The sequence below is a fragment of the uncultured Gimesia sp. genome (genome assembly GCF_963972345.1).
GTDB lineage: Bacteria > Planctomycetota > Planctomycetia > Planctomycetales > Planctomycetaceae > Gimesia.
This window is the reverse complement of record NZ_CAXAVM010000060.1, coordinates 1-16,271: the sequence shown is the minus strand read 5'-3', so window position 1 is coordinate 16,271 and position 16,271 is coordinate 1. Positions and strand designations below refer to the sequence as shown.

Genomic DNA, 16,271 nt, shown 5'->3' with positions numbered 1-16,271 from the left:
ATGGCCTTAAAAATCAGCTGATTTCATCAAGAGAATCGCGTGAGATTTAGCGATTTTAAGGGACATTTCATGCAGAAAGGCAATGGGAGAGAGCAAAAGCCGGAAGCAGGTAGCGGGACGGGATCAGTCACAGGCGAGAAGTTCTTTTGAGCCGACAAAATTTTTCCAGCATTCATATTTTGCCTGTTTGACCTGCTGGAGTAACACCGGATTGCGGCTGGGTTTGGCAGGCTTCTGAAACAGTTTCATACCAGCCTGTGAAGGTGTGCGGCCTCCTTTTTTCGTGTTACATCGTCTGCAGGCACTGACGATGTTTTCCCAGTTCATGCCCCCGCCATGAGAGCGGGGGATCACGTGATCCAGACTCAGCTGTTTGAGACTGAACTTTTTCTGGCAGTACTGGCAGCGATAGCTGTCTCGGATGAAAATATTGCGGCGGTTGAACTTAATAGTGTTATTGGGGATCCGGTCGTAGCGGAGCAGGCGGACCACGCGAGGCACCTGGATTTCAAAATTGACGGAGAGAACCCAGTCTTCCAGTTCATTCCGCTCATTAAATTCAGCTCGCAGCTCACTGATTTCAATCCAGGAACTGAAGTCGTAGTTCATGAAACTGCCGTCTTCCACGCTGATTACCTCTGCAATATCTTTACTGAGCAGGCAGAATGCCCTTTTTGCAGAGATCACGTGCACCGGCGAGTAAGTCTTGTTCAGTGCCAATACACTCGCCTGCATGGCACTGGAATGTGCTTTCCCGGTCGTTGCTGAAATCATATGCCGCCCATCCCCCAGATCTCTTAGCAAGGTAATGGCAATATTGAGGTACGATTAAGACTCAAGCGACTTTACAAAGAAACAAAGCATAAGAATTGCCGGGAATGATACCTTAACTGTTTCACCAGTCAATTCAAATATTCAGATTCCATGTAATATTCTGGCGCGTACCTTCCTCGCAATTATTTTACCTTGGAGGGAGCCCCCCAGGCAATAGTTTCAGGGGAATGGGCGAAATGTATACCAGAAAAAGCCGCTTCCCCTGATCAGTCGAAGCAGGAGAAGCGGCCGGAAAATTCAAATCAGTTTTTATTGCAACCAGGACAGCGGCGCGGTGGCTGGAGGCATTTTAATCAGTTTCACGCAGGAGACATCTTTGTGATTTGATACTTCAGCAATCGCAGCTTCTGGAACATCACCGTCGACATTCAAGACGGCAATTGCTTCACCACCAGGCTGATTCTGCAGGCGACCTAATGCCATATGGGCGATATTGACATTGTGATTACCCAGAACGGTGCCGATGTAACCAATCAGACCGGGGACATCGTGATGACGGTAGATCAGCAGATTGCCATCCAGGTATGCATCCAGATAGAACTCATCCAGTCGGGTCAGACGCAGGAAGTCCTGACCGAAGATCGTACCTGCTGCGGAACATTTTCCATCTTCAGTTTCGACGGTTGCCGTAATCAAAGTCGAAAGCGTCCCGACTTCCGTCGATTTGGATTCTGAAATTTCAATCCCACGTTCTTTGGCAAATACCGTTGCATTGACGATATTGATTTCTGCTTCAAAAGCATTGGACAGCAGGCCGGCTGCAAAGCTGGATGTAATCAGTTTAGTCTGTTTGTCAGCGACCTCCCCTCGATATTGAATCTGGACACTTTTCAGGCTGCCTTTAGTCTGTTGCGATAGAAACAGTCCCAGGCGGTGTCCCAGTTCGATATGCGGTTTCAGGTCAGCCATCTCGGCACCGGAAACAGGAATCATGTTGATGGCATGTCGGATTTCATTTTTGGTGAGGAAGTCAGAAATAATCTCTGCGGCTTCAAGTGCCACCATTTCCTGGGCTTCATCAGTTGAGGCGCCCAGGTGGGGAGTGGCCAGCATGTTGGGAGCGTCGATCAGACGTCGGTTTTCGGGAGGTTCCTGGGTAAATACGTCACAGGCGGCGCCGGCGACTTTTCCGGATTCCAGGGCATCTGCCAGATCGTCTTCATTGACGATACCACCGCGGGCACAGTTGATGATTCGCACGCCAGGTCGCATTGTGGCGATCCGCGCGGCGTTAATCAGGTCACGTGTTTCATCGGTCAGGGGGGTATGAACTGTCAGGAAGTCACAGTGTTTGACCAGTTCATCGACTTCTTTGTAAAGTTCGATGCCATACTCGGCGGCACGCTCTGATGACATGAAAGGATCGTACCCGATGATTTTCATTTCCAGTCCCTGGGCACGATGTGCGACGGAGAGACCGATGCGTCCCAGCCCGATAATGGCCAGCGTTTTACCAGCGACCTGGGTTCCCGTCAGTTTTTTACGTTCCCATTTTCCTTCTTTCATGGTGGCATAGGCGGGGCCGATGTTCCGGGCCAGCGCCATCATGAGGGCAATTGTCTGCTCGGCGGTACTGGTGGTATTCCCGGCCGGCGTATTCATGACGACAATCCCTTCCCGCGTAGCGGCGGCACGATCGATATTGTCGACCCCCACACCGGCGCGCACTATCGCTTTCAGCCGGGGTTGACCTTTCAGGATCTCTTCAGTGAGTTTAGTCGCGCTGCGGATGATAATACCATCTGCCGTCTTGAGTGCTTCCCGTACTTCTTCTGGTGATAAGCCGGAACGAATATCCACTTCGATTTCCGGGTTATCTTCGAGGATTTTAAGACCGGCTGGCGAAAGATTGTCCGTGATCAGGACTCGGTACATGGAACTCACTCACTTATTAAAATAAGGGAAACGGGTCAGGGAAATCACAATGATTCCCTGATGATACAGAGGTATCGTCACTTAGCATAGTTCGCCAAAAAATCGCGCCAAGGCAAACAGCACCGCAAACTCGGGAATTCCCGAAACAGAGGCCAGGTCGAGCAGCCTTGCCTCGATTTCGGCCAGGGATCCTTCTATTTATGTCTCGAAAGGGGAAAACTTTAGTTAAACAGAGTATGATAGTCTGTGCACATTCTCCCGGATTCCACAAGCATTACTATTTTTGAGAATTCATCGAAGAAGGTAGATATGAAGCGGTCTGTCATCAAAGTGCTGCTGGTCATTCTGTTGATCTTCCTACCCGTCATTCTGCACCAGGCGTACCGCTGGCTGACGGCTTTGCCGGATCAGATCACAATTGCAGCCGGTCATCCTGAAGGCCGCTATTACAGCATGGCGTTACAGCTCAAAGACCTGCTGGAACAGCAGCTTGGAACAAAGGTAAAAGTCATTCAGACGAAAGGCTCGCTGGAGAACCTTGCGTTATTAAGAAGTGGTAAAGCCGATCTGGGATTCTATCAGCCAGGGGCTGAGTATGTGCTGCAGGGATTTCAAACGGAGCAAGAAAAGAGTAAACCCCCACAGCAGGCGGTAACGGACCGCATCTGTTTCATCGCAAATCTGTATTCACAGGTTGTGCATGTGATCGTGCCTGTTAACTCCGAGATTATTAAACTGGCAGATCTGAAAGGGCATCGCATCGCTCTGGGGGAACAGGGATCTGGAGACCTTGCTGCCAGTCTGCCTCTCTTGCGGCATGCACAAATCAGTCTGGAAGAGATTACACCGGCCTACCTGTCGTATGAAGAAATTGAAGAGCAGTTCGATCAGAATCAACTGGACGCCGCCATCTTGACAGTGGGAATCGAGGCACCTGTTCTGCATGAACTGCTTGACACTGGAAAATATCGAATTCTGGAAATACCCTATATAGAGGCACTCACACGTAAGGAAACACACTTTGACGAGTATGAAATCCCGGCCGGAATGTTCCGCCGCGCAGATCCGGTTGTGCCACCACAAGACCTGCCAACGGTAGCCTGTGGCGCACACCTGCTTGCCCGAGAGTCGGTTTCCGACGAACTGGTTTCGGGAGTGACCGCCATTATTTTACATCAGGATTTTTCAAAGCAGTTACAACTGAATGAATTGATCGAGGGAGGAAATTCCTTTGTCCGGGACAGCCAGGGGTTTCCCCTGCATGTGGGGGCCGATCATATCTATAATCCCGAACTGAAGCCCTTTCTGAATTCGGAGTTTGTTGAAGTTACTGAAGGAATGCGATCGTTTATCGTATCGATGCTGATTGCGACTTACCTGCTGTGGCGTCAGATCCAGAAACGGCGTGAAAAAGCCAAAGAACATAAGCTGGACCGCTACATCAGACAGCTGCTGGCGATTGAGAAGAAGCAGATGAAACTGGATGGCAATAACCTGTCAGATGGTCCGGATTTACAGGTTCTGCTGGACGAGGTGACCATCTTAAGACAGGAGAATCTGAACCAGTTTTCTGCCCATGAATTGAATGAGGATCGTGCGACGGATGCTTTTCTTGAGATGTGCCATGCTTTAAGTGACAAAATCAATGCCAAGCTGCTGGGCTGGAAAATTGATCGGTTGGGTGAGAAAATAAACAAAAGTCCTGAATCTGACAGCTGAAACTTAATTGCATCCGGAACCGAAAAATGCTGGCGAACGCCAACCTGATCAATGGTCTGATAATCCTAGTGGTCATGATACTCTGCTATCTGTTTATATTAATTCCGTTTCTGATCTACTATGCCATTCAGCATATGAGATCGCCCCAATTGATTCTATTACCGGAAGAAGACTGGGGTGATTATCTTACGGGCAAGTGCAGGGCAGAAGCAGACTGGTCACAGACGAATCAATTTGTAGCAGTCGGCGTTTATCGCTGGCAGCAGAACTATATCATCGTCTGGGAGAATGACTCACTGGCGACATTCTTTCAGACCACACTCTCCCCCTACGGCCGATTTCATAGTTTTACGACGATCTTCGAAGAAAGTAACACGCTGATCACAGCCAACGATCGAGAAGCGTTAATCTTTCCGGCACCACCGGGGCGGTACGTCCAGTCATTCGGAGTAGAACAGACGGGCATTCTGAATGAAAAACATCAGGTGGCAATTGAGGATCTGAAACGCGTTAAGCGGCTGGAACTGGCAGAAGAGTTTCCCGAGTTTGAAGAGTCCTATCTGGCCGGTTTACGACAGCAGCACGAGTTCGTCCGCTCCGTGTTTTTCTATCCGATCCGGGGCATCTGGTGGTATCATGTGGGACGTCGAGTCAAATACAATCGACCAATCGATTTAGAGCATGTGATTTTCGAAAACTGACTGGATATGAATGCTCAGGACTCAGCAGGTTTCTGTAATACCCAGAGCCCTCGGTGAATCTTCCAGCCTTCTCTGCGTTTTTTTCGTTCAAAGCTGGTCTGGAAGTCCATATCGTGCTCAGGCAGTTTTTCTTCAGGTGCCTCACGGCTGATAAACTGGCTGGCATGATCCATCAGGTTTTTGACGCGTTCAAAGTACTCTTCTACATCGGTCCAGAAGTGCAGTTCGCCTTCATGCTTTAACGCTTTGGTGATGCGGCTGACGAATACGTCGGTAAAGATCCGTCGTTTATGATGACGTTTTTTCCACCAGGGATCGGGAAAGTAGACATGTACTTCGGAGATGGATGAATCCGGAATGAATTTATCAAATGCAATCCGGGCGTCTCCCCCCAGCATGCGGGCATTCGGCCGTTCGGCTTTGAGTAATCGGCTTGCTGCCCGTCTGCCTTCCCGATAATCTATTTCCATGCCGAGGAAGTTTTTTTCCGGGTGTTCTCCGCTGCCATTAAACAGGAACAGTCCACGGCCTGCCCCCACATCCAGGACGACGGGATGATCATTCCCAAAGAAACGATCCCACTCGAAAGGGCCTTCCAGATCCTCAAGTGTCTGAAAGTAAGGGCGAAGATCTCGGGTTGGTTTGGGACGCGACATGATTTAAAGGGTGATGCTTTCAGGTGGATAACTTACATAATATTTGCTGCACACACTGTAGAATAGATATCCTGAGCTGTAAATTATCACGAGAGCCTCGAAGTTTGTTTTTTGGAGATCCAGATGTTTTCCGAATATTTGATGCAGGCGGCGATTCAGGTCAAGTCAGCACTGGTACAGAATAACCAGAAACTGGTGTTGGCAGAAAGTTGTACTGGCGGTCTGGTGGCTACGCTGATGACCAGCATCCCGGGGATTTCAGAACACTTTTGTGGCTCTGCCGTGGTCTACCGCTGGGATACAAAAATGAAATGGCTGGGAGTTCAAAGGCAGACGCTGGATGAATATACGGACGTCAGTGTTGAAACTGCTCGTGAAATGGCATTGGGTGTGTTGAATCAGACCCCGGAAGCGACATTGTCCGCCTCGATTACGGGACATCTGGGGCCCGACGCTCCTGTACTCCAGGATGGGATTATCTGTATCGGTCTGGCACGAATCCTTGGCGACGGGCCTCAAATGAGGTCGGAATTGATCTCTGCTGAAAGTTATCAATGCGACGAAATACTGGCCGAACTGGACTTGGGATCGGATTCCAGGCACCCATTGACGTTCAGGCAGCAACGACAGATTGCCGCTGCTCATCAACTTCTGACTTTGATTGCTTCAGCCGGTGTACAGTAAATTCCGTCTCAAACCGAGACAGGGAACACTTTTAGGTTCATGATTAATGAACCAGTAGTCGGGCCGTGTGATTTCGCGGTTGCATATCCGGAATAATCGTCAAGCTTTAGCTTTCCGGAACAGGTCTCTTGGTTTTGCCACGTGTTGCAACCGCTTCGTCCGGCACGATCTTCGTTATGAGTACGATATTCTGTACTTCCCTTTGCATCGACACAACTTGAATAACCGAACTATTCACTAGGCCGTGAGTGGTCGTTCAATGCATTTCATCAATTACAATCGATCCAACCAGAACCGAATCTGGCAATAGATCGAATTGAGTATCTTGAAGAGAACATCTCTCAAAGTTCTCCCGTCATTGAATTCACAAGTCGGCAATAGCAAATTTATCGCTCTCGACTCTACTTTTTAGAGGATATCAAAATGAAGCGCTGCAGTATTTGGGCCGCAGTTCTTTCAGCGTCTGTCGCTGTTCCATTTGCAGGCTGTTCACACATGCCCACAGCCATGCTCCCTTCCTCCGCCAGGGAAAAAGTTCTGGACAGCAAAATGGCCGTTGCGCAGGATCTGGAACACAAAAAAGAATTGGAAAAGGCTAAGAAAACCTATGAATCCATTCATAAGGCAGATCCGGATCGGGCACTGGCATGCCACCGACTGGCGATCGTCAGCTACCGACTGGGTGAGCGTGACGAATCGCTGGAGTACTTTGAAAAAGCAAAAGAGCTCACGCCCGAAAATGCAGAATTATTGAGCGATTACGGGTATGCACTTTACAAAATGAAAAAATATCCTGAAGCCGAAGATGTGTTGAGAAAATCGGTTTCATTGAGCCCCAAGAGCGAACGTGCCACAACCCGCCTGGCAACAGTACTGGGAAGCCAGGGGAAAATGCAGGAGAGTTATACTCAGCTCTGCAAAATCAGTTCGCCTGCTGAAGCGCATGAAATTATCGCTCATCTGCATGCAGAGCGTGGCGAAAAACAACTGGCTCTTACTCACTATCAAAAGTCTCTGGCGATGAGCCAGAGAGATGCCAGTGGGCGGGGATCGATCAAACAGGGGTCGAAAGAATTTGAACAGAACCAGAAGTTATTGAAGCGTGTTGAACAGAACATTGCACAACTGTCTGCTGATCCTGCTCTGAAATCCTCCCCCGATACGAGGATGGTGAGCCATTCACAGAAATCGCAGACCAAACCGGAGATGCAGACGGCCGGTCTGGAAAAAGACATGTTTCGAAAGGTAAATCGTACTAATACGACAAAGCCAGAAGTGAAATCTCAAGAATCCCAGCCAAAAACCGAAGTCGCAGAAGTTAAGGATTCTCCGTTCCGGGCGATCCGGGATCGATTCCTCAAAGATAATGATGCGTCCTCTGGTGAAAACCCGTTCCTGGCTGACCCGATGCTGGCAGAATCTGCTTTCGACGAACCAGAGGTTGAAGTCGCCTCGACAAAACCCGAGCAAAAGCAGGTTGTCGAAGTTGAAAAAATCATGGCTGAGGTCCAAAGCCAGCCCGAACCACAGGAGAATGTCAGTTTCAGAAAGCTGACGGATGAAGATGTTAACCGACTGAAAGGCGCTGCTGCAATCGAGAAAAAAACCGTAGCTGTAGCTGCTGCAACAGAGCAGGTTGCTAAAGTTGCGTCACCAGAGCAGAACCAGACCAAAACGAAACGTTCCGCATTTGAACTGATGCGTGAACTGCAGAACGAACTGATCTCCGACTTTACTCCACCACAGCAGGAATCACCTGCTCCCCAGCCGGAGTATCGCCTGGTACAGCAGACAGAACCTCAGTATGAGGAAAGAAATCCGTTTGAAAATGCCAGTCATACGACCACTGTCACATCCCCGTTTGAGGGATCTGAGGTAACACGAATCGGTAAATGGAATCCACTTGATCCCGATTCGATCAAGACTGCTGAATCCGGTAAAATCAATACCTTGTCACAACAGATCGAAAGCCGTCCTGTTACACAAAACCAGAAGCTGGTGGTCCAGACCGCAAGCGTCAGTCAGCCCAAAAAGCAGGATCTCATTCAACCGAACACCGCGGAAGCGTTATGTCCCGATGCTCAGGGTGAAGTGTTAAGCCTGGTGAGAGAACTGAACTCAAATCAGGTACCAGAACTGAAACAGGCTATCCAGAGACTGGGGGCAATGGAAGCTGAAGCTGCTGCTGCAGTGCCAGCTCTGCGATCTTTGTCTCTGCACGAGAACATGGGAGTCCGTATCCAGTGTGCATTCTCCTTGTGGAAGATCGCCGGAAATACGGATGACTCGGTGCCGACTCTGATGGATGCCATGAATTCGTCCGTCGAAAGCGATCGCTCCTTTGCGGCAGCAGTACTGGCTCAGATCGGGGTTCACTCACAGGAACTGACTCCCATCCTGGTACGGTCTCTGTCGGACAATAACGAGTATGTTCGTCTGCATACGGCAGAATTGCTGGCCCGCGACTCAGAGTGGAAATATCAGGCGAACAAAACGCTTGCCGATTGCCTGCTGTCAAAAGATGTGAATATCCGCTGGCTGGCCAGTTACAGTCTGGCAGATCTCAAGCCGGAAGATGATCATGTGATTGCTGTCCTGAGCATCGCTTTACAGGATAAAGCCAGCCAGGTACGTGCAGGTGCTGCTTACGCCCTGGGAGAGATCGGACCTTACGCCCATAAATCGATTCCGGAACTGCAGAAAGCTCGCTTCGATACCAATTCCGAAGTGCGAACTGCAGCCAAGAATGCCTTGAGCCGAGTACGCCGGGTGACTCCACCTTCCGCGAACTGAAAAATTCTGATTGATCGTTTCACTACGGCTTCAAACCTGGATGTTCAGGATTGAAGCCGTTTTTTTATTGAGTCAGACTCAGCATCAATAGCGGTTCTGGAGAATGTCCGCGCCGGTATTTACGGTCTGATACGGATAGCTCTGATCAGAGTCGTTCAGGGCTTCACGCTGAGGAATATTGGACTGGGAGTCTTTTGAAAGATGACGTTCCAGCCGTCCTTCCAACGCTTCCTCTTTCTGTTCCATTTCCTGCTTTCGCAACTTTCGTTCACGTGTAGCAGCCAGCGTGCCCAGACCAAAATAAGAAATCAGGCCAAACACCCCCATCATCAGAAAGGTACTGTCAGCAGGAATGGATGAAGTGGTTCCCGTGGCCATACCGAGTACAAAGATGCTGATAATCAGGATCGAAGTATGGCTCAGTAAAGGGCGTGTGCCTGTTTCTGCGGCTGATCTTTTTCTAGAATGCGTCATAGGAGAAGTCGGTCTCGGGATGATTCGAAGTGGGGGATCGATACAAGCTGGGCCTTCACGACTGGCCCCGTTCCCTTGAGCAATCTGGATCTGCTCATCTAAACTTAGTTCGATTCTTTGTACGGGTCAAAAAAAAGAGAGCATTTCCTCCCTTTTTTGTAAAATGAAGTTGATTGACAACCGATTTTCAGTGAGTTTGGATTGCACATCCCGTCTGGCCGTTAGAATCGCTACAAAAATAATATCTGTTTCAGGAGTTGAGAGCGTCTGTGAAAATTGCTTTGGCACAATTGAACCCGACTGTCGGCGATCTGTCCGGCAACTGTCAGAAAATTCTGGAAACAGTAAATCGCGCAGTTCCATCTGACGTCGATCTGGTTCTCTTCCCGGAACTGATTCTCTGTGGCTATCCACCTAAGGACATTTTACTCCGAGAGGGTTTTATCGAAGCCTGTGATCGTGCCCTCGACATGCTGGCAGCACAGTTGAATCCCGAGATCGGTGTAATCATTGGTCATCCCACAGGGCGAGATCTCCCTGCAGGACGAATCGCGAATGCGGCCAGCCTACTGTTTCAGGGGAAAATCGAATCACAAATTCATAAATTGCTGCTTCCCAATTACGATGTCTTTGATGAGCAACGCTATTTTCGTCACGCAGATCTCAGGCAGATCAAACCGGTTCTATTCCAGGGGCTGAAATTAGGTCTGCATATTTGTGAGGATGCCTGGTGGGGGCAACCAGATACTTTCTATCACAATCAGCCCTTTGAATTACCGGATCCAGTCAAAATACTCGCGGAAGCCGGCTCAGATTTACTGATCAATATCTCCGCCAGTCCCTTCGAGATTGATAAACGAAGTCGTCGACATCAAATTATTGATGCGCATCGGAGTCGCTACTCGATTCCCTATCTGTTTGTGAATCAGGTGGGTGGGAATGACGATCTCGTATTTGATGGTCATAGTTTTGTATTAGATGCTTCCGGCGGTCTGGTATTACAGATGCCCGGCTTTCGAGAAGACATCCAGTATTATGAGACAGACCAGACCCTTGAGAGAGACTCTCCGGACATCCGTTCTATATCCCGTGAAGAACAACTGTTCGATGCCCTGGTTCTGGGGCTGCGGGACTATATGCAGAAGTGTGGATTTACAGATTGTGTCCTGGGGCTGTCTGGTGGAATCGACAGCGCTCTGGCCTGTGCAATTGCGGCAGAAGCAATCGGACCAGAACGCGTACACGCACTGCTGCTCCCCAGTCGATACAGCAGCGATCACAGTGTCGCTGACTCACTGGCACTGGTAGAAAACCTGGGTCTTGATCACGAGACGATCCCCATTGATTCAGTCCATCTCGCTTTTGAGAATCTGCCGGTGATCGGCGAAGACTTAAAACTTGAGCCTACCGGCCTGGCGGACCAGAATTTACAGGCACGCATCAGGGGAGCAAGTGTGATGGTCCGCAGCAATCAACATGGCTGGATGGCATTGGCGACAGGTAACAAAAGCGAACTGGCGATGGGCTATTGTACGTTGTACGGGGATATGGCGGGCGGATTTGCTGTGCTGAGCGATGTTTTTAAATGTGACGTTTATCGCGTAGCAAAGTATGTGAATCAAAGAGCGGGGAGAGTCGTGATACCGGAAAACATACTCGAAAAAGCTCCCAGTGCCGAGTTGGCCCCGAATCAGGTTGACCAGGATTCGCTGCCACCGTATGAGTTACTGGATGGAATTTTGAAAGGGCTGATTGAGGACGAGCGCTCGGTGAAGAGCCTGGCGCAGGAGTTTCCTCTGGAGACCGTCCTCTGGGTGGCAGGTCGCCTGGACCGCAATGAATTCAAACGGCGGCAGATGCCTCCGGGCATTAAGCTCTCTGCCCGTGCCTTCGGTTCCGGACGCCGCATGCCGATGGCTGCCCGGTTCCAGTGGAATGATGAATAACAATATTGACAGATCTGATGACACCCTGACTCCTGCTGTGGGAATAAACAATGAAAAACTATCTCTGGATTGTGACCACGCTTCTGTTATTCGTCTGCAGCTGTCATCAAGGCCAGGCAGCCGACTCTCATCATCTGCCCTCCGCTTCACCGGAATCGGTGGGCATGGACCCCGGGCGGCTGGCGTTGATCGACTTTGTCGTTCAACAAGGACTGGAACGTGATTCCATGCCCGGAGCCGTCGTACTGGTGGGATATCAGGGGAAAGTCGTCTTTCTGAAAGCGTACGGTGATCGACAGCTTCAGCCGGAAGAAGTAGCGATGACCACGGACACGGTGTTCGATCTGGCATCCCTTACCAAACCGATTGCGACAGCAACGAGTATCATGCAACTGATCGAGCAGGGCAAAGTTCAGCTCAGCGATCCAGTTTCCAAATATATTCCTGAATTTGCTTCGAATGGAAAGCAGGATATTACGGTTTATCAGCTGTTAACTCATCAGGGTGGATTGATTCCCGATAATTCCATCAAGGATTACCAGGAGGGCCCGGAAAAGGCGATGCAGCGTATTTATGATCTGAAGTTATACTACGAACCGGGAACCCGCTTTGCTTATACCGACGTTGGATTTATTCTGCTGGGCGATATTGTCAAACGCGTCACTGGACAGTCGGTGCATGAATACTCGCAGAAACATATTTTTCAGCCATTGGGAATGACCGAAACAGGGTATCTTCCGGCAGCGGAATTGAAGAAGCGTGCCGCGACCACTCAACAGCGTGAAGGACGCTGGATGCAGGGGGAAGTTCACGATCCACGAGCCTACAAACTGGATGGTGTCGCGGGACATGCTGGCCTGTTTTCGACCGCCGAGGATCTGGCCATTTATGCGCAAGCCCTGCTGAATCAGGGACGTTCTGGGAATACACAAATCCTGAAACCGACGACCGTCGAATTGATGACCAGAGGCTACCAGGTTGTTGATATCATGCGCGGACTGGGCTGGGATGTGCTTTCGGGTTATTCTTCCAATCGTGGTGATCTCTTTTCCCGACAGGCATTTGGCCACGGGGGTTTTACGGGAACGTCACTCTGGATCGATCCGGCGCAGGATTTGTTTGTGATTTTCCTGAGTAACCGGGTTCACCCCGATGGCAAAGGTTCTGTTAATTCGCTGGCAGGCCGTATCGGTACCATCGCAGCCGCCGCTATTAAGAATCAATCGATTGGTGGAGTGAAAGTGCCCTCGAAAGCAAGTCTGGAGGTACTGACCGGGATTGATGTTTTAAAGCGGGAACAGTTCAAAGTATTGAATGGAATGCGAATCGGGCTGATTACGAATCACACGGGACTGACACGCGAAGGAGAGAGCACGGTTCAGGTTCTCAATAACGCGCCGCAAGTGGATTTGAAAACGCTCTTCAGCCCCGAACATGGCTTCGCCGGCAAACTGGATGTCTCAAAGATAGGAGACAGCACCGATCAAAAAACGGGACTGAAAATCTTCAGCCTGTATGGCAAGACTCGAACACCGACGCCGGAGAGCCTGCAGGATCTGGATGCGCTCGTGTTTGACATTCAGGATATTGGTGCCCGATTTTATACCTATATTTCGACGATGGGAAATGCCATGCGGGCCGCAAAGCAGCAGGGAATTCGCTTTATCGTGCTGGATCGTCCGAATCCAATCAATGGAATCGATTTCTCCGGACCGGTTCTGGATGAAGGTTCGCAGTCCTTTGTCGGCTATCATCGCATCCCCGTACGTCATGGCATGACTGCGGGAGAACTGGCGCGCCTGTTTAATACAGAGATGAATATCGGTGCTGATCTGCAGGTCATTCCCATGCAGAACTGGAAGCGCGAAATGTACTACGATGAAACCGGTTTGACCTGGGTTAACCCCTCGCCCAATATGCGGAGTCTGAACGAAGCAGTACTGTATCCCGGGATCGGTCTGCTGGAGACGACGAATCTGTCAGTCGGGCGTGGGACGGATACTCCCTTTGAATGGATTGGTGCTCCCTGGCTCGACGGAATGCAACTGGCCCGGGAATTGAATCGCTCGGGACTGCCGGGAGTACGATTCGTACCCGTTCAATTCACGCCGGTATCCAGCAAGTTTGCTAATGAATTATGTAGCGGCGTGAATTTCATTGTAACCGATCGATGGCGGTTTCAGTCAGTAGAGACCGGTCTGGAGATAGCCTGCCAGCTACGTGCGCTGCATCCGGAGCAATGGGAAACGAAATCCTATAATCGCCTGTTGGGGAATCAGAGCGTATTTGACGCCATCGTCGCCGGCGAATCGGTGTTGCAAATTCAGGCACTCTATCAACAGGACCTGGCTGAATTCGGGTTTCGCCGTGCAAAATATCTGTTGTATTGAGCGGGCCGATCCTGTTTATGTATCCAATGCCTGTTTACCATTCACTGGTGTCGTAGATGTCCTCTTTAGGTCCGATGATCTGGGAATCGTATCCTTCTACAAGCTCCTGATCTTTATTCGGATAATCCAGCTGATGGAGCACGTACCTCAGGCAATTGATTCGTGCGCGTTTTTTATCATCTGATCGGATCACAGTCCAGGGACATGCTTTTGTATCAGTCGCCATGAACATCGCATTTTGTGCGTTGGTATATTCATCCCAGAGTCCCAGACTTTTAACATCAATCGGACTGAGTTTCCACTGCTTCAATTTATCGGATTCGCGTGCTTTGAACCGCCGAAACTGTTCTTCACGACTGACGGAAAACCAGAGTTTGAACAGGTGAATTCCCGAGTTCACCAGCATGTTTTCCAGTTGAGGCACTTCGCGCAGAAATGTGTGGTGCTCTGCGGGACGACAAAATCCCATGACCGGCTCGACGACTCCCCGGTTATACCAGGAGCGATCAAAAAAGACGATTTCACCTCGGGTGGGCAGGTGTTCGATATAACGTTGAAAATACCACTGCCCCTGTTCTTTCTCATTTGGTTTCGGTAAAGCGACGACCCGGGCACCGCGCGGGTTGAGGTGTTCCATAAAACGTTTAATGGTACCTCCTTTGCCGGCAGCATCGCGTCCTTCAAACAACAGTACCAGTCGCTCACCATTCAACTGGACCCAGCGCTGCAGTTTCAGCAGTTCAATTTGAAGGCGGGTGATTTCACGTTCATATTTTTTGCGATTCATTTTGGTGGGATAAGGGTAATGCTTACAGAGTATCTGCCCCTTCTCGGCCGACTTGACTTTTTTCTGAATCTCATCTGGGACAATATCACTGGGAAGTTTCAGGTGGTGCGTGACTGGTAAAAGCGAAGCGTCCTGTGACTTCTTATCTGACTTGGAACCCATGGAATGACCTGTGTTTGAGTAATTGGAACCAGTAATGAAATGCATAATCAACGGGATCAAGAGTCTTCATTATGAAGTTCTGATGAGAAAAAAGAAGGCCTTTCGGGAGAGCTCTCAATCCATGTTCATTCAAATGGAGTAGCCTGTTTTCGTAAATGCTATGTTAGAAAAGACTTGCGCTGAATGTTATCCGAATGCTTCCTAACTTCATAACGTAATTCAAACGGGACCTGCCTGGGAAGGATCTCAACTTCCTCTTGCAGCAAAACAGCCTTTTTTTTAGTCTTCACGCCACATTTCTTAAGTTCTTGCCCCGATTCCTATTTCACGATGCAACTGCCGACCTTCTGAACTATCGCAATTCCGTGACGTCACAGGTCGTCCCGTCTGTTTTCTCAGGAAAGTAAAGCCAATATGTGGAGATCGATTCTCATCACAGGCATGTTCGCTGTAGTGTGCGGCACAGGAGACTGTTTCTGCTTCGCGCAGGAATTCCGAATGCGCACCACGATTTATCAACATCAGCAGGAAACTGATCCGATCATCGTTTCCCGCAGTGTTTCGATTTTCCATGCAGAAAAAGTTTATGATCATGTAGATGGATTAGGTGAAGTGACGATCTTTGATCCGATCCAGAAAAAACTGATTTTATTAAACGAATCCCGGATGTTGAAAACGGTGATCAATTTTGACGAAATCAAACATCTGTTGAATGTGGCGCGGCATCAGACTCAGGAATATATTCACGACCAGATTAAACGAGAAGAATCGACGGGAAGAGAAATTGCTTCCCGGCTGAAATTTCAGCTGGATCCGATTTTTGAGACTCAGTTCGACAGTAATAAAAATCAGTTGTCACTGGAAAGTAAACTGATCAATTACCGTGTGCAGTGTGTTGCCCCTGATCAGCAGGCATCAGTTGAGAATTATCTCCGATTCGCTGACTGGATGGCGCGACTCAATTATGTTCTCCATCCCTATACACTGCCGCCTGCATCGCGCATTGCATTGAATGAAGAGCTCAGGACCAGAAAACTGATTCCCATTGAAGTCGAATTACACACACGTCTGGAAGAGAAACTGCACCTGAGAGCTGAGCACAAAATTCACTGGAAACTGGATCATAAAGATCGTGGCCTGATCCATCACTGGGAAACACTTCGCAAGAATAAAGAAGTGAATACCATCACAGTTCAGGAGTATCTCAGAAATCAGTTTGTCAATTTAAGAAAGTGATTCTGGTTTGCGTG

12 protein-coding genes are annotated in these 16,271 nt (G+C 49.4%); 7 read left to right on the top strand and 5 right to left on the bottom strand.

The genetic code is table 11. The features are described from left to right. Nucleotides 1-123: 123 nt before the first annotated feature. The gene (locus tag AACZ40_RS12250; protein ID WP_291170170.1) at nt 124-774 is read right to left on the bottom strand and encodes an HNH endonuclease; all 651 of its coding nucleotides are present in this window, start codon (nt 772-774) and stop codon (nt 124-126) included. Between the two features lie 309 nt (nt 775-1,083). Beyond that, nucleotides 1,084-2,709, bottom strand: coding sequence for a phosphoglycerate dehydrogenase (gene serA / locus AACZ40_RS12245; protein ID WP_291170171.1), 1,626 nt, complete (start codon nt 2,707-2,709; stop codon nt 1,084-1,086). A gap of 309 nt (nt 2,710-3,018) precedes the next feature. On the opposite strand from serA, the gene AACZ40_RS12240 reads away from it, so the two are divergent. Both AACZ40_RS12240 and AACZ40_RS12235 read left to right on the top strand, forming a co-directional pair. After that, complete coding sequence (locus tag AACZ40_RS12240; RefSeq protein WP_291170173.1) at nt 3,019-4,428, top strand: TAXI family TRAP transporter solute-binding subunit; 1,410 nt, start codon at nt 3,019-3,021, stop codon at nt 4,426-4,428. A gap of 26 nt (nt 4,429-4,454) precedes the next feature. Then, nucleotides 4,455-5,129 (top strand): hypothetical protein, encoded by a 675-nt coding sequence (locus tag AACZ40_RS12235; protein ID WP_291170175.1) that lies wholly within the window; start codon nt 4,455-4,457, stop codon nt 5,127-5,129. Between the two features lie 14 nt (nt 5,130-5,143). Here AACZ40_RS12235 and trmB read toward each other — a convergent pair whose 3' ends face one another. Next, nucleotides 5,144-5,785, bottom strand: coding sequence for a tRNA (guanosine(46)-N7)-methyltransferase TrmB (gene trmB / locus AACZ40_RS12230; protein WP_291170177.1), 642 nt, complete (start codon nt 5,783-5,785; stop codon nt 5,144-5,146). A gap of 123 nt (nt 5,786-5,908) precedes the next feature. Here trmB and AACZ40_RS12225 point away from each other — a divergent pair, with 123 nt between their 5' ends. Together AACZ40_RS12225 and AACZ40_RS12220 are read left to right on the top strand one after the other, a co-directional pair. Then, nucleotides 5,909-6,469 (top strand): nicotinamide-nucleotide amidohydrolase family protein, encoded by a 561-nt coding sequence (locus AACZ40_RS12225; RefSeq protein WP_291170179.1) that lies wholly within the window; start codon nt 5,909-5,911, stop codon nt 6,467-6,469. 495 nt (nt 6,470-6,964) lie between these two features. After that, the gene (locus AACZ40_RS12220; RefSeq protein ID WP_291170181.1) at nt 6,965-9,262 is read left to right on the top strand and encodes a tetratricopeptide repeat protein; all 2,298 of its coding nucleotides are present in this window, start codon (nt 6,965-6,967) and stop codon (nt 9,260-9,262) included. 84 nt (nt 9,263-9,346) lie between these two features. On the opposite strand, the gene AACZ40_RS12215 is transcribed toward AACZ40_RS12220, so the two are convergent. After that, nucleotides 9,347-9,736: a hypothetical protein gene (locus tag AACZ40_RS12215; RefSeq protein ID WP_291170183.1), complete on the bottom strand. Its 390-nt coding sequence runs from the start codon at nt 9,734-9,736 to the stop codon at nt 9,347-9,349. Nucleotides 9,737-10,005: 269 nt separating this feature from the next. Between AACZ40_RS12215 and AACZ40_RS12210 the strand changes: the two genes are divergently transcribed. Beyond that, nucleotides 10,006-11,682: an NAD+ synthase gene (locus tag AACZ40_RS12210; protein WP_291170185.1), complete on the top strand. Its 1,677-nt coding sequence runs from the start codon at nt 10,006-10,008 to the stop codon at nt 11,680-11,682. Nucleotides 11,683-11,732: 50 nt separating this feature from the next. Further along, entirely contained in the window at nt 11,733-14,072 is a 2,340-nt protein-coding gene (locus AACZ40_RS12205) for an exo-beta-N-acetylmuramidase NamZ domain-containing protein (protein ID WP_291170187.1), read from the top strand. 34 nt (nt 14,073-14,106) lie between these two features. Here the strand turns inward: AACZ40_RS12205 and ppk2 are convergent, their stop codons facing one another. Then, the gene (gene ppk2 / locus AACZ40_RS12200) at nt 14,107-15,021 is read right to left on the bottom strand and encodes a polyphosphate kinase 2 (protein ID WP_291170189.1); all 915 of its coding nucleotides are present in this window, start codon (nt 15,019-15,021) and stop codon (nt 14,107-14,109) included. A gap of 498 nt (nt 15,022-15,519) precedes the next feature. On the opposite strand from ppk2, the gene AACZ40_RS12195 reads away from it, so the two are divergent. Further along, nucleotides 15,520-16,257 (top strand): hypothetical protein, encoded by a 738-nt coding sequence (locus AACZ40_RS12195; protein WP_291170190.1) that lies wholly within the window; start codon nt 15,520-15,522, stop codon nt 16,255-16,257. Nucleotides 16,258-16,271 lie beyond the last annotated feature (14 nt).

Bases quoted from the DNA above. Each gene is read 5' to 3' on its own strand.
- AACZ40_RS12250 (WP_291170170.1), bottom strand. From the start codon at position 774: ATGATTTCAGCAACGACCGGGAAAGCACATTCCAGTGCCATGCAGGCG.
- serA (WP_291170171.1), bottom strand. From the start codon at position 2,709: ATGTACCGAGTCCTGATCACGGACAATCTTTCGCCAGCCGGTCTTAAA.
- AACZ40_RS12240 (WP_291170173.1), top strand. From the start codon at position 3,019: ATGAAGCGGTCTGTCATCAAAGTGCTGCTGGTCATTCTGTTGATCTTC.
- AACZ40_RS12235 (WP_291170175.1), top strand. From the start codon at position 4,455: ATGCTGGCGAACGCCAACCTGATCAATGGTCTGATAATCCTAGTGGTC.
- trmB (WP_291170177.1), bottom strand. From the start codon at position 5,785: ATGTCGCGTCCCAAACCAACCCGAGATCTTCGCCCTTACTTTCAGACA.
- AACZ40_RS12225 (WP_291170179.1), top strand. From the start codon at position 5,909: ATGTTTTCCGAATATTTGATGCAGGCGGCGATTCAGGTCAAGTCAGCA.
- AACZ40_RS12220 (WP_291170181.1), top strand. From the start codon at position 6,965: ATGCCCACAGCCATGCTCCCTTCCTCCGCCAGGGAAAAAGTTCTGGAC.
- AACZ40_RS12215 (WP_291170183.1), bottom strand. From the start codon at position 9,736: ATGACGCATTCTAGAAAAAGATCAGCCGCAGAAACAGGCACACGCCCT.
- AACZ40_RS12205 (WP_291170187.1), top strand. From the start codon at position 11,733: ATGAAAAACTATCTCTGGATTGTGACCACGCTTCTGTTATTCGTCTGC.
- ppk2 (WP_291170189.1), bottom strand. From the start codon at position 15,021: ATGGGTTCCAAGTCAGATAAGAAGTCACAGGACGCTTCGCTTTTACCA.
- AACZ40_RS12195 (WP_291170190.1), top strand. From the start codon at position 15,520: ATGCGCACCACGATTTATCAACATCAGCAGGAAACTGATCCGATCATC.